This is a genomic window from Tabrizicola piscis, from assembly GCF_003940805.1.
In the GTDB taxonomy this organism is placed as follows: Bacteria; Pseudomonadota; Alphaproteobacteria; order Rhodobacterales; family Rhodobacteraceae; genus Tabrizicola; species Tabrizicola piscis.
This window is the reverse complement of record NZ_CP034330.1, coordinates 13,445-29,404: the sequence shown is the minus strand read 5'-3', so window position 1 is coordinate 29,404 and position 15,960 is coordinate 13,445. Positions and strand designations below refer to the sequence as shown.

Sequence of the window (15,960 nt, the reverse complement as noted above, 5' to 3'; positions counted from 1 at the left end):
TCCTGGTCCTAGTTGGGATGAGATCAGGGTGCAGGCGGGATCGATGCGATCAATATCTGAATCAATTCTCCATACAATATTGCACACAAGACGATAGCTGCGCTGAAAACTTGGGCTCAAATTGATCGCCATCGGGTAGAAAAGCGGCGGAGAATGAGTGGTGGCGCCCAAGTTCGGCAGAATCGCATTGCCGTTTGACAATATGGCCTTGATGCATACAAAGGCAGTCAATGCGAAATTCCGGAGCAGATCGTGAAGTCCTGGGTTCCCACACTTGGCGCGAAGGGCAGGCCTTGCTACCTGGAAATTGCCGACGCCATCGAGCGTGACACCGACAGCGGCATGCTGTCGGCGGGTGACCAGCTGCCGCCGCAGCGGCGTCTCGCCGAAGCTTTGGGGCTGGATTTCACCACGATCAGCCGGGCCTACACCGAAGCGCAGTCCCGCGGTCTGGTCGAAAGCCATGTCGGTCGTGGCACCTTTATCCGGGCCAGGGCGGATGCCACCGGCCCGGTTGCCGATCTGCAGCGCACACGAGAGCAGGACCTGTCGATGAACCTGCCGCCAGAACCGGATGACCCGGCGCTCCTGGCCGCGATGCGCGCGGGTCTGGACACGGTGGGGGCCAATCTTGTGCCGCTCTTGCGCTACCAGTCGACCGTCGGGTCCGAAATGGACCGTGCGGCCGCGTTGTCATGGCTGTCGATGCGCGGAATGGTCCCGAACCTCGACCGTATTGCCGTGACACCCGGGGCCCATGCAACGATGGTGGCCGTGCTGAACATTCTGGCCTCCCCCGGAGACACGATCCTGTGTGAGGCGGTCACCTATCCCGGTTTGCGGTCCATCGTCGCGCGGGCGGGGCTGAACCTGATCGGCCTGCCCGTCGATGCCGCGGGCATCGTGCCGGATGCGCTGTCGGCTGCAATCCTCAAGCACAAGCCAAAGGCGCTGTATCTGAACCCCACGCTGCACAACCCGACCACCCTGACCATCCCGGCAGAGCGGCGGATGGAAATCGCCGAAGTCCTTCTGCGCCACAACCTGCCTCTGGTCGAAGATGATGCCTACGGGTTCATCCTGCCAAACGCGCCGCCGCCCTTTGCAACGCTGGCCCCGCTGCTCACCTGGCATATCGGCGGGCTGGCCAAATGCATCGGCGCCGGCCTGAGGCTTGCCTTTACCATCGCGCCGGACAGCCGGTCATCCTATCAGCTGGCGCAAACACTGCGCGTCACCAACGTCATGGCGTCACCTTTGTCGATGGCCCTTGTGACCCGCTGGATCGAAGATGGCACCGCCGACCGGATCTGCCGCTTTATCCGCGCTGAAAGTGCCGCCCGGCAGGACATCGCGGCCGAGCTTTTGCAGGGGCAGCGTTTTGATGCCGACAGGCACGCTTTCAACATCTGGCTGAAGCTGCCAGCCGGTGTCGGACGGGCGGAGGTGATGGGCAGGATGAACGGGCATGGCATCGGGCTGATGCCTTCCGACGCCTTCACCGTGCTTGGTGCCGCTGATGAACGCGTGCGCGTCTGCCTTGGCGGGTCAATCACCCGCGCAGGGCTGCGCAGTGGGCTGTCATTCCTGGCAAACAGCTTGAACGGCGAAACCTGGCTGGGCTAGCGAAGGTCTGGTGGTCCTGCACGGGCAAGCATGCGCTGCCGACCGGACATTCATACAACGATCCGCCACATCCGAAACCGCCCCTCCCCTGTCACCTCGCGGATCAGGCCCTGCGCTTCCATCCAGGCAAGGTTGCGCTGAACCGCAGCCCGGCTGGCACCTGTCAAAGCCTCGGCCATCGGAGCCGAGACAATGGGCCATTCAGCCAGAACGCCGCGCAGGGCTGGCGGGGTCTTGCCCGAAAGCGAGGACATCTCGGTTTTCGCACGCCCCGACCAGGCTTCGATGTCGTCAAGATGCCGCATCGCGGTCAGGCATGCGGCCTCCATTCCGTCAAGCCAACGCACCAGCCGCTGTGCAGGCGCACCGCCAGCGCGCAGCCCCCCTGCCCCGCCCATGGCAAGCGGCGCGAAGACTGCGCCTTTGGCATCGGTGGCTGCGATGCGCGCGGCAGTGACCGCCGCTTCCATCCGGTCGCCGTTCTGGTCAAGGCCCGCAAGGCTCCAAACGTGAAAGCCCATGCAGGCGCGAGAGAACGGATGCAGGTCATCTGCGGCCGCCATCAGGTCCAGCCACCCGCCGGCGCGATCGGCAAACGGCTCCGCTTCATCGGCGATGGTGTCCGGGTCGCGGCGGTCAAGGAACGCGGGAAAGTCCGGCTCGGGTCCGGGACCGCCTGTCAGACGTCGAACCGCCCATCCGACACGCGTCAGCGCTGCGGTGTCGTCCTGCGCCCCCGACAGACGCAGGGATATCCAAAGCGCCAGCCGATCCGGGCCAATCCGGTCGCCCACAAACCAGCTAAGGTCCGCCGCCTCGATCAGCGCAAGCCTGTGCCGCCAACCTTCCGGGCCCCGCTTCAGCCGATCATCCAGCGCGCCGATCCGGCCGGCAACTCGGGCGAGACGCGCAGCACAGGCAGCCTCTGCCAGACGCCATGCGTCAATCGCCGCCGCCTCTCGCGGCTCTGATCGCGGCCCGGGCAGCAGATCGTCCGGCTCCGCATCCATAGGTCCGGGCAGGAACCACAGGTCGTCCGTTGATACCACTTCGCCCTCCTCGACGTCATCGAGGAGGGTGTCGGTATTCCCATATTTCGAAGGAGTTCTCGGTCTCATATGTGCAAAATACGGGGGCTTTGCATTTTACCCAAGCGCTTTGTCGGAATGCTTCGCCTCCTGCGAGATCATCATTGAGGGGCCGGCGTCTGGTGTTCCGGGCGTGGATCTCGCGTTTCGACGGCGGAAGAGTAGCAAGCTGTGGTCTGGCCGGGCGACAGGCGCGTCGGTCGGCAGGACAAGCAACCCCGCTCTTCCCACAGAGGTCGCGCAGTGGTGCAGCCGAAGGCCGACTGTTCCGCTTCGTGGAATGGTGTCTTGTGACCACCGCGCGTTCCGAAGCAGGCCGCTGTCAACGATGCTCTGGGCCGTGGGCGCGACCGATTGGTCGGCCACGTGCCAGACCTCACCCCGATCAACGGAGCACCTTGATGCAACATGAACATGGCCCTGATGGCGATCTTCCGGAAATGTCCCTCTTCAATGTCAGCCGCCGCGGCTTTCTTGGAGGGGGTGCCACCGCAGTCTCGGCCGTCATGGTCGGGGCCGCGTCCACGATGACAGGCCAGCCGGCCCTTGCCGAGACTGCAGGCATGATGCCGCCCCCCGCCCCGAACGCATCGGGCAGCATGGGCGTCCGCCTGACCTATCTGGGCGGTCCGACCTACCTGATCGAGATCGGAAACTTCCGCATCCTGACCGATCCGGGCTTCGATCCGCAGGGCACCGAGCGCGATGAGGGCCCCGGGCATCTGCTGACCAAGATCATGGCACCGCCGATTGCCGCCGACCAGATTGGCGAACTGGACCTTGTGCTGCTGAGCCACGCCCAGCACTTTGACAACCTCGACAACGAAGGTCGGCGGCTGTTGGGGACGGCAAAGCTTGCCCTGACCACACCGGAAAGCGTCGCCCTTGGCCTGCCGGGCAACCCCAAAGGCCTGAAAACCTGGGAATCGACCGAGGTGAGCAATGCCCAAGGCGAGACCTTGAAGATCACTGCCATGCCCGGGGTACACACCAGCAACCCGGACCTGCGCGACATCATCGGCGAGGTGACGGGGTTCATGGTCGAGTGGGAAGGCCAGAAGGACGGCGCGCTGTACATCTCGGGCGATACCGTCTGGATCGACGATCTGGAAGAGATCGCCAAACGCTACAAAGTTGGTACGGCCGTTCTGCACATGGGGGCGGCCAACGTGCCTGCGGTCGGGGACAACATCCTGACCATGCGCTCCGAGGACGGTGCCCGTCTGTCGAAACTCCTGCAACTGAAGAACGCTTATCCCGCCCATTTCGAAGGCTGGCGGCATTTTTCGCAAGGCAGCTGGCAGATGCTGCGCGACTTCAATACGGCCGGTGTTGCCGACACGCTCCGGCTCTTGCGCCCCGGCGAATGGCACGAAGTCGAGGTCTGAAACCACCCACGGCTGGACCGCCACAGGGCGGTTCAGCCTCCTGGCCGTATCCGCTGACAGGGCAAGACGAAGATGGCAGCGCCTGACACTCTGGAGCCCGCGTCGATCCGGCACCGGTTTCGGCGGCTAACAACCGCACGGCATCCGCCGCTTGCGGCCATGTCACGCGACCACATGTATGACCACGGTCGCATGATGGCACCGGGGGGCATGCTTCTGGCCCGGATGATGGCGCAGCATCTGTCGCCCTGCCCCGGCGCACGGATTCTCGACATCGGCTGCGGGCGCGGCCAAACGTCGGTGATGCTGGCCTCCGAACTGGACGCGCATGTGGTTTCCGTTGATCTTTGGACCAGTGCGCAGGAACGCCAGCTTCTGGCCCGGCAGGCGGGCGTGGCGGACAGAGTGTTTGCCCTGCAGGGGGATATGACCCGCGGCCTGGCCGCCGGCATTGCAGCGTTCGACGCCATATTCGTGATGCAGGCCTTCCACTCGTTCGGCGCACGGCGGGGCATGCTGGACTATCTCGCCAGACTGCTGAAGCCGGGTGGGCGCATCGTGATCGGCCAGACCTGTTTTCGCGATGACCCCGAGGCGATCCCTGAAGCGCTGCGCGACGACGACGGCTGGAACACCGAATATGCCCGCTACCATTCTCCAGGCTGGTGGAGGGCCTTGTTCCAGCGCGGCGGTCGCTTTCTGGTTGATCACTGCGCCGAGATTCCAGATGGCGACATCTTCTGGGAGGACCATGCCCTCTATTGCGGCGACCGGGCGGGCTGGTCCGCAGATTTCATGGCGCAGCACGGCTGGATCTTGCGGCACATAGACCGAAGCCGCAAAAACAAGCCACATCTCACGCATTTCATGCTCTTGGCGGTCAAGCAGGGCCTGTGACTCATTGTCGGGCCGCCTGCCACAACCAGCAGCTTTTGCCGCCACACGTTCAGGTGTGGCCTGCGCCGAAGCATATCCGCGCAGCCGCTATGGGCCCCCGAGTGACAAGATGATTATTCCGCTGAACGTGGCTCTGAATTGCGCGGTCCGAGCATTCCGCCCTTGCGGCGAAGCAATTAGGTTTTGTTGCACTGGCGCGGGATGGTCCCGCAGGCCAAGCAAGACAGGAAGACCGCAATGTCACGCATCAATACCCCAGCCAGCATCGACACCGCGCCAGCTGGCTCGCAGCCACTGCTTGAGGCAGTGAAAAAGCAGTTCGGCATTGTACCGAACCTGTTCCGGGTTGTCGGCAATTCGCCTGCCGCCCTTGAAGGCTACCTCGGCCTGAATGCGGCCCTGGGCAAAGGCGCGGTCGACGCCAAGACGCGGGAACGGATCGCGCTGGCGGTGGCCGAGATCAACGGCTGCGACTATTGCCTGGCGGCGCACAGCTACATGGGCGCAAACCTCGCGAAACTGGACGAGGCCGAGATTCTGGCCAACCGCCGGGGCACCTCGGGCGATGCCAAGGCCGACGCGGCGGTGCGCTTTGCGGTTGCGGTGACCAAGGCGCGTGGTCGCGTCGGCAATGGCGATGTCGAGGCTATCCGGGCCGCCGGTTTCAGCGATGCGCAGATTGTCGAGATCGTCCTGCATGTCGCGCTGAACACGCTGACCAATTACGTCAACAACGTTGCCGAAACGGCCATCGACTTTCCGGTGGCCAAACCTCTGGCCGCCTGAGCCCACATCCGGCGCCTTCACCGCGGCATTCTGAAACAAGGACCCGGCCCGGACCACCTGCCAAGGCCAACCGCCGCATCCATCCGGGCGCGGGTTCCCGCGCGGTCCTGCACGCAGCGCTCGCCCTCATGACAGGGCGAGCCGGTTGACTTCGTCACGCGGCAGGCCCACCGAACTTTGGCACCGAACGGACCATGGGAACGAACCCGGGCAACGCCTCGACCCGGTGGAGCCAGGCCCGGATTTCCGGATAGGTGTCCAGCGAGATATGTCCCTCGGGCGAATGGGCGGTATAGGAATACAGCGCGACATCGGCAATGGTCGGGGCGCCGCCCGCAAAGAACGGCCCCCCGGCCGCCAGATGCGCCTCCATCACCCAAAGCACGCCCGCTGCGACCGCTTGCGCGCGGGGCAGATCGTATTTGGCGTCGAAGAGGCCCACCAGCCGTGCCACGGCAGGGCCCTGGAACAGCGGCCCGGCGGCCACTGACAACCAGCGCTGCACCTGCGCCGCTGCTTTGGCATCGACCGGGTACCACTGGCGCGCTAAGTCATAGCGGGTCGCCAGATACACAAGAATGGCGTTCGAATCCGCCAGCACAAAGCCGTCATCCTCGATCACCGGGACTTGCCCGAACGGGTTCATCGCCAGAAACGCGGGCGACTTCTGCGCGCCGGATGGCAGATCGATGATCTCGGCCGGACAGCCCAGCAAGGACAGCATCAACTCGACCCGGTGGGAATGGCCGGACAGGCGAAAGCGGTGCAGACGGATGGCGGGCATGGGCCAGGTCCTTTCGCTGGGTTCACTCAACGAGTCGCTTTGCTGGTCCGGCAGAGCCGGGGCCAGCGTGTCGCACGGATACCCATCACCGGACGTGGCCATCGCGGCCAGACATTCGAGGTAAAGGTTCGGGTCGGGGTGCTGTTCAGGCATCGGATGGCCCTTTGTGCTGCAATTGCGCCTCAAGCTCTGCGATCCGCGACAGCAGCGGCGCGGTCGCCCGTTGCACGTCGTCGAGGGTGAAGCGTTGGGTGATGTGCTGCGGACAGTTCCAGTCGAAGCCTTCGACGGTGATCACGATGCCGCGCTCGATCGTGGCGCGGTAGCCGGGGACGGCCAGACGCTCCAGCGTCGCACGGTCCTCAGGGTCCACCGCCCGCGCGTGGCCCAGCAGTTTCAGCCGTGTGCGGTTGGCATAGTCCATGAAGAACAGCGACACGCGGTCGTCGGTCAGCAGGTTGCCCACGCTGATGTACTGCCGGTTGCCACGATAGTCGGCAAAGCCGATGGTCTGCGCGTCCAGCACCCGGACAAAGCCCGCAGGGCCGCCGCGGTGCTGGATATAGGGCCAGCCGGTTTCGCCCACGCTGGCCATGTAGAGCGAATCGCGCGCGGCAATGAACTGCGCCTCGGCCTCGGTCAGATGATGGTTGAGCGGCTCGGCCACGCCCTCATTGCGCGAATAGGCCGCGCGGCTGCCCTGGCGCTCCTGCACCTTCTTGACGGTCGGAGTGAAGGCGATGTCGGCAAAACGGTGTGTCATGTTGGTTCCTTTGGGATCTATAGCCCCAGCGCTCTCAAACCCGGGTGGTCGTCCGGGCGGCGTCCAAGTGGCCAGTGGAACTTGCGGTCGGCCTCGACGATGGGCAGGTCGTTAATGCTGGCGTAGCGAAAGGCCATCAGGCCCTCTGCATCAAACTCCCAGTTTTCGTTGCCATAGCTGCGGAACCACTGCCCCGCAGCATTGCGCCATTCATAGGCAAATCGCACCGCGATCCGGTTGCCGTGAAAGGCCCAGACCTCCTTGATCAGGCGATAGTCCTGCTCGGCCATCCATTTGCGGGTCAGGAACGCCTGAATCTCGGCGCGGCCCCGGGGAAACTCGGCTCGGTTGCGCCATTGGCTGTCGGGCGTATAGGCCAGTGCCACGCGTGCGGGGTCGCGGCTGTTCCAGGCGTCTTCGGCCATCCGCGCCTTTTGCGCGGCGGTCTCGGCGGTGAAGGGGGGCAAGGGGGGGCGGGACATTGGGGGCTTCCTGTGCGTGGGGGCGGCAAGTGGCAGGCCCCGATGCCGGGGCCCGAACCCTGTCGCGGCGTGTCAGAGGTCTGCAATGGGCGTGGCCTTCCGCCCCGGGGGGTTGGGTTGGGTCGCAGGGGGGGGTCAGAGATAGGACCAGTCGGCGGGCAGCCAGCGCAGGGCCCCTGCGTCGCCGACAATGCGCCCGACACCGGGGAAGGGCATGTGGGTGGCCGCGATCAGCGACTTTGCTTCCGCCGCTTCCGCAAAGAACCGGGCGCGCGTGGCATCAGCCGCGGGTTTGTCCATCTCGAACACGATGCCGAAACCGGGGATCGCCGGATGCGCCGCCGGGTGGAACAGCATGTCGGCCACCAAAAGCAGGCTTTCGCCCCCATCCTCGATCCTGACCCCGATTTGCCCCGGCGTATGACCCGACAGGTCGAACACCGACACCCCCCGCGAAATCTCACGGTTGCCGTCGATCTGCTGCAGACGCGGGTACAGAGCGACAAGTTGCTCGGTCGCGGCAAAGCTGGAATGGGTGATCGCGGGGGCACGGGCCAGCATGCCGGCGTCGGTGAAGGTGGCGACATCGCGGCGGTCGATGTAGACCTCGGCATTGGGGTAGGTGTTGACGCCGCCCGCCACCATCCCGGCAATGTGGTCGACATGCGCATGGCTCAGGATCACCGCGTCAATGCTGCTCGCCGCCACGCCCAAAGCCTCCAGCGTGCCGGGCAGATAGCCGCTTGTCGGGCTGACCGTTCCCGCTGGCCCGCTGTCCACCAGAATGTACCGCTCGCCATCGTTGATGAGATAGGTCGAGAAACTGGCCCGGATCCCGTTCTTGCCAGCGGCAAACACCGCGTCGCCCGCCGCCTTCACATCCGCAGGCGCAGCCCCGGTGAACAAATCATAGGGAAAGTCGATGTAGCCGTCAGAGATGACGGTCACCTCGAACCGGCCGATCTGATAGCGCGCCACCACCGGCGGGCGGGCCAGCGGGCCGGTGGAGCGAGCCGCGGCGTGACTGGCAAGGGCGGCAGACAAGGGAAGGGCGGCAAGCGCGGCGCCAAAGCCGCGACGGGACAGGTTGACCATAAGATGTCCTTTCAAGGGGTTGCGGCGCGGCCCCGTCGGCTGCGGGCCTCGTGACCTCGACGTGGACCATGCTCCTGCAGCGGCGTTGCAAGAATACGCGACGTATGGAATTGATTATTCCACCAGATGAAACGAACGGAGAGGGAAGGCATGGACCGCTTTCACGAGATCGAGGTGTTCATCGCCGTCCATGACGCCGGCAGCTTTGCCAAAGCGGGCCAGCGGCTGCGCTTGTCGCCCCCCGCCGTGACTCGGGCGATCTCGGCGCTGGAAGATCGTCTTGGGGCCCGGCTGTTCCAGCGCACCACGCGCCGCCTGGCCATCACCGAGGTCGGCACCCGGTTTCTGGACAACGCGCGCCGCATTCTGGACGACCTCCGCGCGGCCGAGCGCGAGGCGGTTGGCGCCACCACCACACCGCGCGGACACCTGACCATCACGGCATCGGTCACACTGGGCCGGTCGCTACTGGCCCCCATCGCGCGGCAGTTCCTGGCGGAATACCCCGAGATCACCCTGTCGGTCCTGCTGCTGGACCGCATCACCAACCTGATCGAGGAAGGCATCGACGTCGCAGTCCGCGTCGCCCCGCTGCCGGACTCGACCCTGGTTGCGCGCAAGCTTGGGACGATGCAACGCCTGCTGGTGGCCAGTCCGGGCTATCTTGCCGCGCATGGTACGCCGATCGTCCCGGCCGATTTGACGCGCCACGCCATGATCGCCTTCACCGGCCTGATGCCAAACCGCGAATGGCGGTATCTTGACGGGCGCAGCGGCAAGGCCGTGTCCTTCATGCCAAGGCTGGAGATCAACGATGCCGTCTCGGCCATCGCCGCCGCCGAGGCGGGCGAGGGAATAAGCGTCGCCCTGTCCTACATGGTGGCAGAGAAGATCCGCCAAGGCACCCTCGTCCCGGTGCTGACCGATGTCACACCGCCACCAGCCCCGGTGCATCTGGTCTATCCGCAGTCACGCCAGCAGGCCCCAAAACTGCGCGCCTTCATCGACTTTGCAGCGCCGCGCCTGAAACGCGATCTGGACGGCCTGCGGCTGATTGGTGAGCCAGACCCTGAATAGGTCACCGCTGTCGGACGCAGGATAGGGCATTGAAGTGACGTCCGCGGCTTGTCCACCGATCCCTAAATTCTTGGTGTCCAATGGGCTTTATGCGCAAAATGGGCTATTTTTGCCTACTACTGACGGCTTTCTTCAGCTGCCTCATTACTCACGATAAGTTTGCCTTATCGTGTGTGTTGATCTTGACAGGAAATGATGGGCAGAATGACGCAACAATGGAGCGTGAAATGCCCTTAGAACGGATTTTCCAGCGCAACGCCGGTGGCTCGGAAATCGTCGACATTGCCGGTCACCACCGTGGCGCCTCGTGCAAGAGCGGTAGCGGCGATCATCAGGTCCGCGCTACCATGACCGATCTCCTGGCTCAGGCGTCCCCAGATACGGGCATCTTCAGCCGTGAACGGCAGGATCCGGTCGGAGAACACCTGCACCGTCCGATCAACCCAGGACCGCAGGTCTGCCGCAAAGGCAGGGTTCTGCCTGTCTTGCGCGCAGATGCCGCGCTCGATCTCTCCAATCGTGATGACGCTCAGAAACAGATCGCCTTCCGCTTTGCCACGCAGCCAGGCGGCAACCTGCGGGGCGCGGTCGGGGCGACGCACCGCAGAGATCACGTTGGTATCCAGCAGATACATCAGAATGCTGCATCGCGCGGGCGCGCAGACAAGCGTTCAAACTCGCCCCCCGGAAAGGCCAGAAGATGGTCCGCAAAGCTCTCGCGATGCTCGGCCGCTTCAGCGACAAGCCTGTGGTATGCCTCAGCCGACAGCACGACCACCGCCGCCTTGCCGCGCCGGGTCACTTCCTGCGGTCGACCAGCCAGAGCGGCCTCCACCACGGAAGAAAAGCGGTTTTTCGCATCTTGCAGCGTCCACATCGGGTCACTCCATGCTAGCTATCTGTCTAGCTATATGGGGCAAACCCAGACCTGTTGCAAGGGTCCCGCATGACCACCCTTGCCCTCCCCGCCTATGCCCAGCTCTCCGAAGCTGACGAGGCGGCACTGACCGATCTGTACCGCCGCGGCACGCCCGCCAACACGCTGCGCGCCTGGGAACGGGATCTTGCCTATATCGCAGCCTGGAAGATGGCCTCGTTCGGTCGGCCACTGGACTGGCCCGAGGAGGAGAAGGTAGCCCTGCGCTTCATCCTTGATCACGCGCAGGACCTGACGGAAAAGCCGGGCGCTGCACGGGATGTAGCGATGGAGCTGATCGCCATCGGGTTGCGGCGCGAGCTGACCTGCCCTGCCCCGGCCACGCTGGACCGGCGCATCGCAAGCTGGCAGGCGTTCCACCGGATGCGAAACCTGGCCTCGCCCTTCTCGTCCCCCCTTGTCCAGCAGGCCCGGCAAAAGGCCCGGCGCGCCAATGCGCGGCCCCGGGTGCCAAAGTCGCCCAAACCGGTGACCCGCGATATTCTTGAGGCACTGCTTGCCACCTGCGATGCCAGCCGCCGCGGCATCCGGGACCGCGCCATGCTGATGCTGGCATTCGCCAGCGGTGGGCGACGGCGGTCGGAACTCACCGCGCTGAATGTCGAGGACGTTGGCCTTGATGACTTCACGCCCAAGGGTCTGATCTGGATCACGTTGTTGGACACCAAGACCACGAGGAAGGATCAGGCCCCACGCCTGCCGATGAAGGGCCGGGCCGCCCGTGCGCTAGTGCATTGGCTGGAGGTGACCAAGATCACCGATGGCCCGCTGTTCCGTCCGATCTCTCTATCCGATCGCCCCCTGCCCCGCCGCCTCGCAACGGATGCCCTTCGCACGATCCTGCGGCACCGGTTGGTTCTTGCCGGGCTGCCGGTGAATTTTGCCACCCCACATGGCCTGCGCGCCGGGTTTCTCACTCAAGCCGCCCTCGACGGCGCGCCCTTGGCTGCCGCCATGAAGCTGTCCCTGCACCGATCCGCCGTGCAGGCCCAGAAATACTATGCCGATGTCGAGATCACCGAGAACCCGGCGACCGATCTTCTCGGCGAGTGACGGGCTATCTCAGTAGCTGGTCAACCGTCCGACAGGTAGGCTGTCAGTTTCTGATAGGCATGCAGGATACCGGCGATCTCGACCCCGTGCCCTTCCCGCCGGTAGAGCCACCGCCTGCGCACAGAGGTTTTCCTTGCAATCCTTCCATACGGTGGAGTATTTGCAAGGTATGTACCCGCGCCAGACCACCCAGACTGTCCTCCGTGCCCTGGACGAGCAGGCAGCAGTCGTCCTGCTTGGACCCCGGCAGGTCGGCAAGACGACCCTTGCCCTTGCCATCGCGGAGGAGCGGGCGGCGAACTACCTTGACCTGGAGCGTGAGGCAGATCGCGCCGTGCTGGGCGAGGCGGACCTTTACCTTGACGAACAGGCTGGCAAGTTGGTGATTCTGGATGAGGTCCAGCAGATGCCCGGTCTGTTCGCCACGCTGCGCGGCCAGATCGACGCCCGGCGGCGCAAGGGGCTCCGCACGGGGCAGTTTCTCTTGTTGGGATCGGCCTCGAACGTCCTGCTGAACCAGTCGGCTGAATCTCTGGCGGGCCGGGTCCGCTATGTCGAGATGCCGCCCCTGCAGGTGGACGAGGTCGGGGCCGACCGCCTGAACGACCTTTGGCTTCGTGGCGGATTTCCCGACAGTTTCCAGGCCGCCAGCGACCGGGCCAGCCTGACCTGGCGCGAGGATTTCCTGCGCACCTATCTGGAGCGCGATATCCCTGCCCTTGGCCCCCGCATCCCGGTAGCCACGCTGCGCCGGTTCTGGACGATGCTGGCCCATACGCAGGGCGGGCTTCTGAATGCGGCGGCTTTGGCCGAGGGTCTGGGAGTTTCGGGCCAGACGGTCGGGCGCTACCTTGACCTGCTGGTTGACCTGATGCTGGTGCGCCGCCTGATGCCGTGGCACGAAAACGTGGGCAAGCGACTGGTGAAGTCGCCGAAGGTGTATGTCCGGGACAGCGGGCTGGTTCATGCGCTGCTTGGGCTTGGCACGCTGGAGGCCCTGCTTGGCCATCCGGTCGTCGGCGGCAGCTGGGAAGGGTTCTGTGTGGAGGCGCTGATCGCCGCCGCGCCAGCGGGGACAGAGCCTTACTTCTACCGCACCTCGGCCGGGGCCGAACTGGACCTGATCCTGCGCATGCCGAATGGTGAGGTCTGGGCGATCGAGATCAAGCGGACCACCGCGCCGAAGCTGTCCCGCGGCTTTCACAACGCGTCAGAAGACATCAAGGCCAGCCGCAAGATCCTGATCTACGCCGGGACCCGCGAGGTTCCGGCGGGGGAGGAAACCCGCGCCATGCCCTTGGCAACGGCCATCGCCCTGCTGCGCGGACTTTAGAAACCTTCCCCGCGGGGAAGGTCCCTGCCCTACCCGTCCAGCTGGTCCAGCATCAGGCGCACGGCCTGTTCCAGCCGCCGTCGATCAATGGTGGTGAAGTCGCGGTCAAGCTGGATCTCAAGCTTGCCGACGGCGGCCACGCATTTGCCACGGCCGTCCTGGCGATCGAACTGGAAACTCGTCTTGGCCTTTGCCGGTTTGTCCGGGCGCGGTGGCACGGCCGGTTGTTCCCGGGCCTCGCCCTCGTCCGCTTCGCCCGCAAAGCGCCGCAGGACGGCCAGCTCGTCAGTGACGGACCGGGTGTCCCAACCCTTCAGCTCGGCCCGGATCAGCGCGGCAAGACCATCCACCTGCTCGAACCTGCGGGCCAGAGCGATGCCAAGCGCGCGCGGGATGTCCTGCGGGTAAAGGAGGTCGGCACCCAGCCGTTCGACCACAGCCATGAAGGTGCGGATGTAGCTGCGCTTCTGATAGCCGGCGGACTTGAAGAGCACGGCCACGGCCTTTTCCGGGTCGCTGATCGCGGTGCCGGGGTCGCTGGCATAGTCCAGCGCAAGCATCGCCATCTCGGCGAAAGAGATGTCCTTCCGCACCAGGTTCTCGTCCACCATCTTGCGGTAGAGCGCCTCAAGATCATCGCCAGGCTGACTGACCACAGCCGGGATCTTGCCAAAGCGGTCGGCATCGCCCGTGTCGTCCAGCAGCTCGCGGTAGGCCGCAAGGCGACGATAGCCCTGGATCAGCTCGCACCGACCATCGGCCCGGGCTTCAAGCCGAATCGGGTTGGAAAGGCCCAGCTCGGCGATCGAAGCCTTCAGCTCGGCCAGCTCGGCATCGGGGCCCTTCTTGCGGTCGCGGACAAGCTTGGTCATCTCGATCTGGTCCAGCGGCACCAGATCAACCACAAGGCCAAGGCGTTTGAGCCTGACATGCTCATGCGCCAAGGCATCATTCTCGGCGCGGATCTGCGCCTCGATCTCATGGCGTTCGCGGGTTGACGTGGCCGTCTCGGCAATGGCCGTCGCCATCGGGCCGCGACGGGCAGGGGGATCGGAAACCTTCCCCGCGGGGAAGGTTTCGGCTGCGGGTCCCTCTGGCAGATCGATATCAAACATGCGGCGCTTCTTGGTCATCGGCTACCCCCTCAGATCTTGTCCCAGGCGGCAAGCATGCTGCCGCGGAATTCCTCATACGCCTTGTCAAAGCTGGCGCGGGCGCGGCGCCATGTCTCGCGGGTCATTTCCCGATAGTCGATCTCGTAGACCGAGGAGAGGAAGCGGCCGGACTGTTCGACGGCGCGCGTCATCTCGATCGGGCTTTCGGCGACATGTGGACCGAAAACCTTGCGGAAGGCTTCGAACATCGCGCGGTGAAGGTCGTTGCCAGGCTCATACCGGGTCATCAGGAAGCGGACGTCGGCGAAGGCCTTCGGCAGCGAAATCTTCCCCGCGGGGAAGGTTGCCCCGAAACCAGAGAGGTCCTCCAGCGCTTCGGAAAGCTGGCCGATGAAGCTGGTGGTGCTGTCATACTCCCAATAGCCGGGGCCGGAGGGGATGTAGAGCATGTCGGCGGCGAAGACTGCGTTCATCGACTGGTAGCCGATGGCAGGCGGGCAGTCGAAGAGGATCAGGTCATAGTCGTCGTCGCCCAAGCTGTCGAGGTAGCGGCTGACGGCGGCGAAGAAGGACCATTCGGGGTTGAGGTGCCGGTACTGGGCAGAGGCAAACTCCACAAAGGCGGCGTTGGCGCAAGAGGGGACAATGTCGATGGTGGACCAGGCGGTGGTCTTGATGAAGTCGTTGTGGCGCAGCTCACCCAGGCCGAGGTCGCGGATCGAGGCGGGGATCTGGCGGCGGGGCAGGGTGGTGCCGCTGGCCGCCCCGGTGGTGGCCGCGTTCATCCGGTCCGTCTCGCGGATCAGGTCGCGGGCCATGATGCCCCAGACGGTGTAATCCTCGGCCACGTCGTTCAGGCCCATGGAGTGGGAGAGGGTGGCCTGCGGGTCGAAGTCGACGAGGAGAACGCGGTAGCCATCCAGCGCGGCGGCATGGGCGAAGTGGAGCGCAACGGTCGACTTGCCGGCGCCGCCCTTGAAGTTCGCGATGGCCGCCCGGAAGGCGCGCTTGCCGGCCGGGCGCGGGGGCATCAGGGTCTTGCGGTTGATCTTCATCTTGCGGCGGAGGGCGTTGATCTCTTCCAGGCTGAACCAGCGCTGACGGCCATCGGGTTCAACTTCCCCGCCGGGAAGGTCCGGTTCGGCAGCAAGGCGACCGCGGAATGTGGACTGGTTGATCTTGAAGATCAGCTCTGACACCTCCCATGACGAGAAACGGCGGAGCGTCTTCTGGTTCTCGGGACTGAAGGTCTGCTGCCGGATCCAGCTTTGCATCTTCAGGGACTGGGCCTGTAGCCGGGCGAGATCTTCGTGCGTATACATGTGCGCCTCACTGCAACGTTAATTCTTGGCGTTTCCTGAAATACGCCGAATTTGCAAGGAATGCAAAAGCGAAGTTAATAGGGCAGGGACCTTCCCCGCGGGGAAGGTCCGGTCTTGATGGCAAGGGCAGGGGGGCCGAATCGGTCAAGACCCAGCTTCGGGCGGGCAGGGGATGCATTTAGGGGACAGCCCGACGCAGGACACCGCATATTGG

Annotated in this window: 16 protein-coding genes; 7 read left to right on the top strand and 9 right to left on the bottom strand. The window is 64.7% G+C overall.

The annotated features are described in order from the left end of the window. Positions 1-252 precede the first annotated feature (252 nt). Positions 253-1,626: an aminotransferase-like domain-containing protein gene (locus tag EI545_RS21105; RefSeq protein WP_125327931.1), complete on the top strand. Its 1,374-nt coding sequence runs from the start codon at positions 253-255 to the stop codon at positions 1,624-1,626. A gap of 50 nt (positions 1,627-1,676) precedes the next feature. Here the strand turns inward: EI545_RS21105 and EI545_RS21100 are convergent, their stop codons facing one another. Beyond that, entirely contained in the window at positions 1,677-2,744 is a 1,068-nt protein-coding gene (locus EI545_RS21100) for a hypothetical protein (protein ID WP_125327930.1), read from the bottom strand. Positions 2,745-3,115: 371 nt separating this feature from the next. On the opposite strand from EI545_RS21100, the gene EI545_RS21095 reads away from it, so the two are divergent. The 3 genes from EI545_RS21095 to EI545_RS21085 all read left to right on the top strand — a co-directional run bounded on the left by EI545_RS21095 (position 3,116) and on the right by EI545_RS21085 (position 5,785). Next, positions 3,116-4,102, top strand: a complete 987-nt coding sequence (locus tag EI545_RS21095; protein WP_125327929.1) for an MBL fold metallo-hydrolase — start codon at positions 3,116-3,118, stop codon at positions 4,100-4,102. 72 nt (positions 4,103-4,174) lie between these two features. After that, positions 4,175-4,999 (top strand): SAM-dependent methyltransferase, encoded by an 825-nt coding sequence (locus tag EI545_RS21090; RefSeq protein ID WP_125327928.1) that lies wholly within the window; start codon positions 4,175-4,177, stop codon positions 4,997-4,999. Between the two features lie 237 nt (positions 5,000-5,236). After that, positions 5,237-5,785 carry a carboxymuconolactone decarboxylase family protein gene (locus tag EI545_RS21085; protein ID WP_125327927.1) on the top strand — a complete coding sequence of 183 codons (549 nt, stop codon included), beginning with the start codon at positions 5,237-5,239 and terminating at the stop codon, positions 5,783-5,785. A 154-nt stretch (positions 5,786-5,939) separates the two neighbouring features. Here EI545_RS21085 and EI545_RS21080 read toward each other — a convergent pair whose 3' ends face one another. From EI545_RS21080 to EI545_RS21065, 4 genes are all read right to left on the bottom strand, one after another. Next, positions 5,940-6,569, bottom strand: a complete 630-nt coding sequence (locus tag EI545_RS21080; RefSeq protein ID WP_125327933.1) for a glutathione S-transferase family protein — start codon at positions 6,567-6,569, stop codon at positions 5,940-5,942. 145 nt (positions 6,570-6,714) lie between these two features. Beyond that, positions 6,715-7,332, bottom strand: coding sequence for a pyridoxamine 5'-phosphate oxidase family protein (locus EI545_RS21075; protein WP_125327926.1), 618 nt, complete (start codon positions 7,330-7,332; stop codon positions 6,715-6,717). Between the two features lie 17 nt (positions 7,333-7,349). Next, a complete protein-coding gene (locus EI545_RS21070) occupies positions 7,350-7,814 on the bottom strand; it encodes a nuclear transport factor 2 family protein (RefSeq protein ID WP_125327925.1) in 465 nt (154 codons plus the stop codon). A 135-nt stretch (positions 7,815-7,949) separates the two neighbouring features. Continuing rightward, positions 7,950-8,909, bottom strand: coding sequence for an MBL fold metallo-hydrolase (locus EI545_RS21065; protein ID WP_125327924.1), 960 nt, complete (start codon positions 8,907-8,909; stop codon positions 7,950-7,952). Positions 8,910-9,059: 150 nt separating this feature from the next. On the opposite strand from EI545_RS21065, the gene EI545_RS21060 reads away from it, so the two are divergent. Next, on the top strand, positions 9,060-9,986 hold the full coding sequence (locus EI545_RS21060) for a LysR family transcriptional regulator (RefSeq protein WP_125327923.1): 927 nt from the start codon (positions 9,060-9,062) through the stop codon (positions 9,984-9,986). A gap of 233 nt (positions 9,987-10,219) precedes the next feature. Here EI545_RS21060 and EI545_RS21055 read toward each other — a convergent pair whose 3' ends face one another. Both EI545_RS21055 and EI545_RS21050 read right to left on the bottom strand, forming a co-directional pair. Then, positions 10,220-10,621 carry a type II toxin-antitoxin system VapC family toxin gene (locus EI545_RS21055; protein ID WP_125327922.1) on the bottom strand — a complete coding sequence of 134 codons (402 nt, stop codon included), beginning with the start codon at positions 10,619-10,621 and terminating at the stop codon, positions 10,220-10,222. Further along, complete coding sequence (locus EI545_RS21050) at positions 10,621-10,863, bottom strand: type II toxin-antitoxin system Phd/YefM family antitoxin (protein ID WP_125327921.1); 243 nt, start codon at positions 10,861-10,863, stop codon at positions 10,621-10,623. The genes EI545_RS21055 and EI545_RS21050 overlap by 1 nt, the downstream gene beginning before the upstream one ends. Positions 10,864-10,932: 69 nt before the next feature. Here EI545_RS21050 and EI545_RS21045 point away from each other — a divergent pair, with 69 nt between their 5' ends. After that, positions 10,933-11,976 carry a tyrosine-type recombinase/integrase gene (locus EI545_RS21045; protein ID WP_125327920.1) on the top strand — a complete coding sequence of 348 codons (1,044 nt, stop codon included), beginning with the start codon at positions 10,933-10,935 and terminating at the stop codon, positions 11,974-11,976. 169 nt (positions 11,977-12,145) lie between these two features. Next, the gene (locus EI545_RS21040) at positions 12,146-13,309 is read left to right on the top strand and encodes an ATP-binding protein (RefSeq protein ID WP_125327919.1); all 1,164 of its coding nucleotides are present in this window, start codon (positions 12,146-12,148) and stop codon (positions 13,307-13,309) included. 29 nt (positions 13,310-13,338) lie between these two features. Here the strand turns inward: EI545_RS21040 and EI545_RS21035 are convergent, their stop codons facing one another. Together EI545_RS21035 and EI545_RS21030 are read right to left on the bottom strand one after the other, a co-directional pair. Then, on the bottom strand, positions 13,339-14,442 hold the full coding sequence (locus tag EI545_RS21035; protein WP_125327918.1) for a ParB/RepB/Spo0J family partition protein: 1,104 nt from the start codon (positions 14,440-14,442) through the stop codon (positions 13,339-13,341). Between the two features lie 11 nt (positions 14,443-14,453). Continuing rightward, the gene (locus tag EI545_RS21030; protein WP_125327917.1) at positions 14,454-15,746 is read right to left on the bottom strand and encodes an AAA family ATPase; all 1,293 of its coding nucleotides are present in this window, start codon (positions 15,744-15,746) and stop codon (positions 14,454-14,456) included. Between the last annotated feature and the right edge of the window lie 214 nt (positions 15,747-15,960).

Excerpts from the sequence above, each read along its gene's own strand:
- EI545_RS21100 (WP_125327930.1), bottom strand. The coding sequence starts at position 2,744 with ATGAGACCGAGAACTCCTTCGAAATATGGGAATACCGACACCCTCCTC.
- EI545_RS21095 (WP_125327929.1), top strand. The coding sequence starts at position 3,116 with ATGCAACATGAACATGGCCCTGATGGCGATCTTCCGGAAATGTCCCTC.
- EI545_RS21090 (WP_125327928.1), top strand. The coding sequence starts at position 4,175 with ATGGCAGCGCCTGACACTCTGGAGCCCGCGTCGATCCGGCACCGGTTT.
- EI545_RS21085 (WP_125327927.1), top strand. The coding sequence starts at position 5,237 with ATGTCACGCATCAATACCCCAGCCAGCATCGACACCGCGCCAGCTGGC.
- EI545_RS21080 (WP_125327933.1), bottom strand. The coding sequence starts at position 6,569 with ATGCCCGCCATCCGTCTGCACCGCTTTCGCCTGTCCGGCCATTCCCAC.
- EI545_RS21075 (WP_125327926.1), bottom strand. The coding sequence starts at position 7,332 with ATGACACACCGTTTTGCCGACATCGCCTTCACTCCGACCGTCAAGAAG.
- EI545_RS21070 (WP_125327925.1), bottom strand. The coding sequence starts at position 7,814 with ATGTCCCGCCCCCCCTTGCCCCCCTTCACCGCCGAGACCGCCGCGCAA.
- EI545_RS21065 (WP_125327924.1), bottom strand. The coding sequence starts at position 8,909 with ATGGTCAACCTGTCCCGTCGCGGCTTTGGCGCCGCGCTTGCCGCCCTT.
- EI545_RS21060 (WP_125327923.1), top strand. The coding sequence starts at position 9,060 with ATGGACCGCTTTCACGAGATCGAGGTGTTCATCGCCGTCCATGACGCC.
- EI545_RS21055 (WP_125327922.1), bottom strand. The coding sequence starts at position 10,621 with ATGTATCTGCTGGATACCAACGTGATCTCTGCGGTGCGTCGCCCCGAC.
- EI545_RS21050 (WP_125327921.1), bottom strand. The coding sequence starts at position 10,863 with ATGTGGACGCTGCAAGATGCGAAAAACCGCTTTTCTTCCGTGGTGGAG.
- EI545_RS21045 (WP_125327920.1), top strand. The coding sequence starts at position 10,933 with ATGACCACCCTTGCCCTCCCCGCCTATGCCCAGCTCTCCGAAGCTGAC.
- EI545_RS21040 (WP_125327919.1), top strand. The coding sequence starts at position 12,146 with ATGTACCCGCGCCAGACCACCCAGACTGTCCTCCGTGCCCTGGACGAG.
- EI545_RS21035 (WP_125327918.1), bottom strand. The coding sequence starts at position 14,442 with ATGACCAAGAAGCGCCGCATGTTTGATATCGATCTGCCAGAGGGACCC.
- EI545_RS21030 (WP_125327917.1), bottom strand. The coding sequence starts at position 15,746 with ATGTATACGCACGAAGATCTCGCCCGGCTACAGGCCCAGTCCCTGAAG.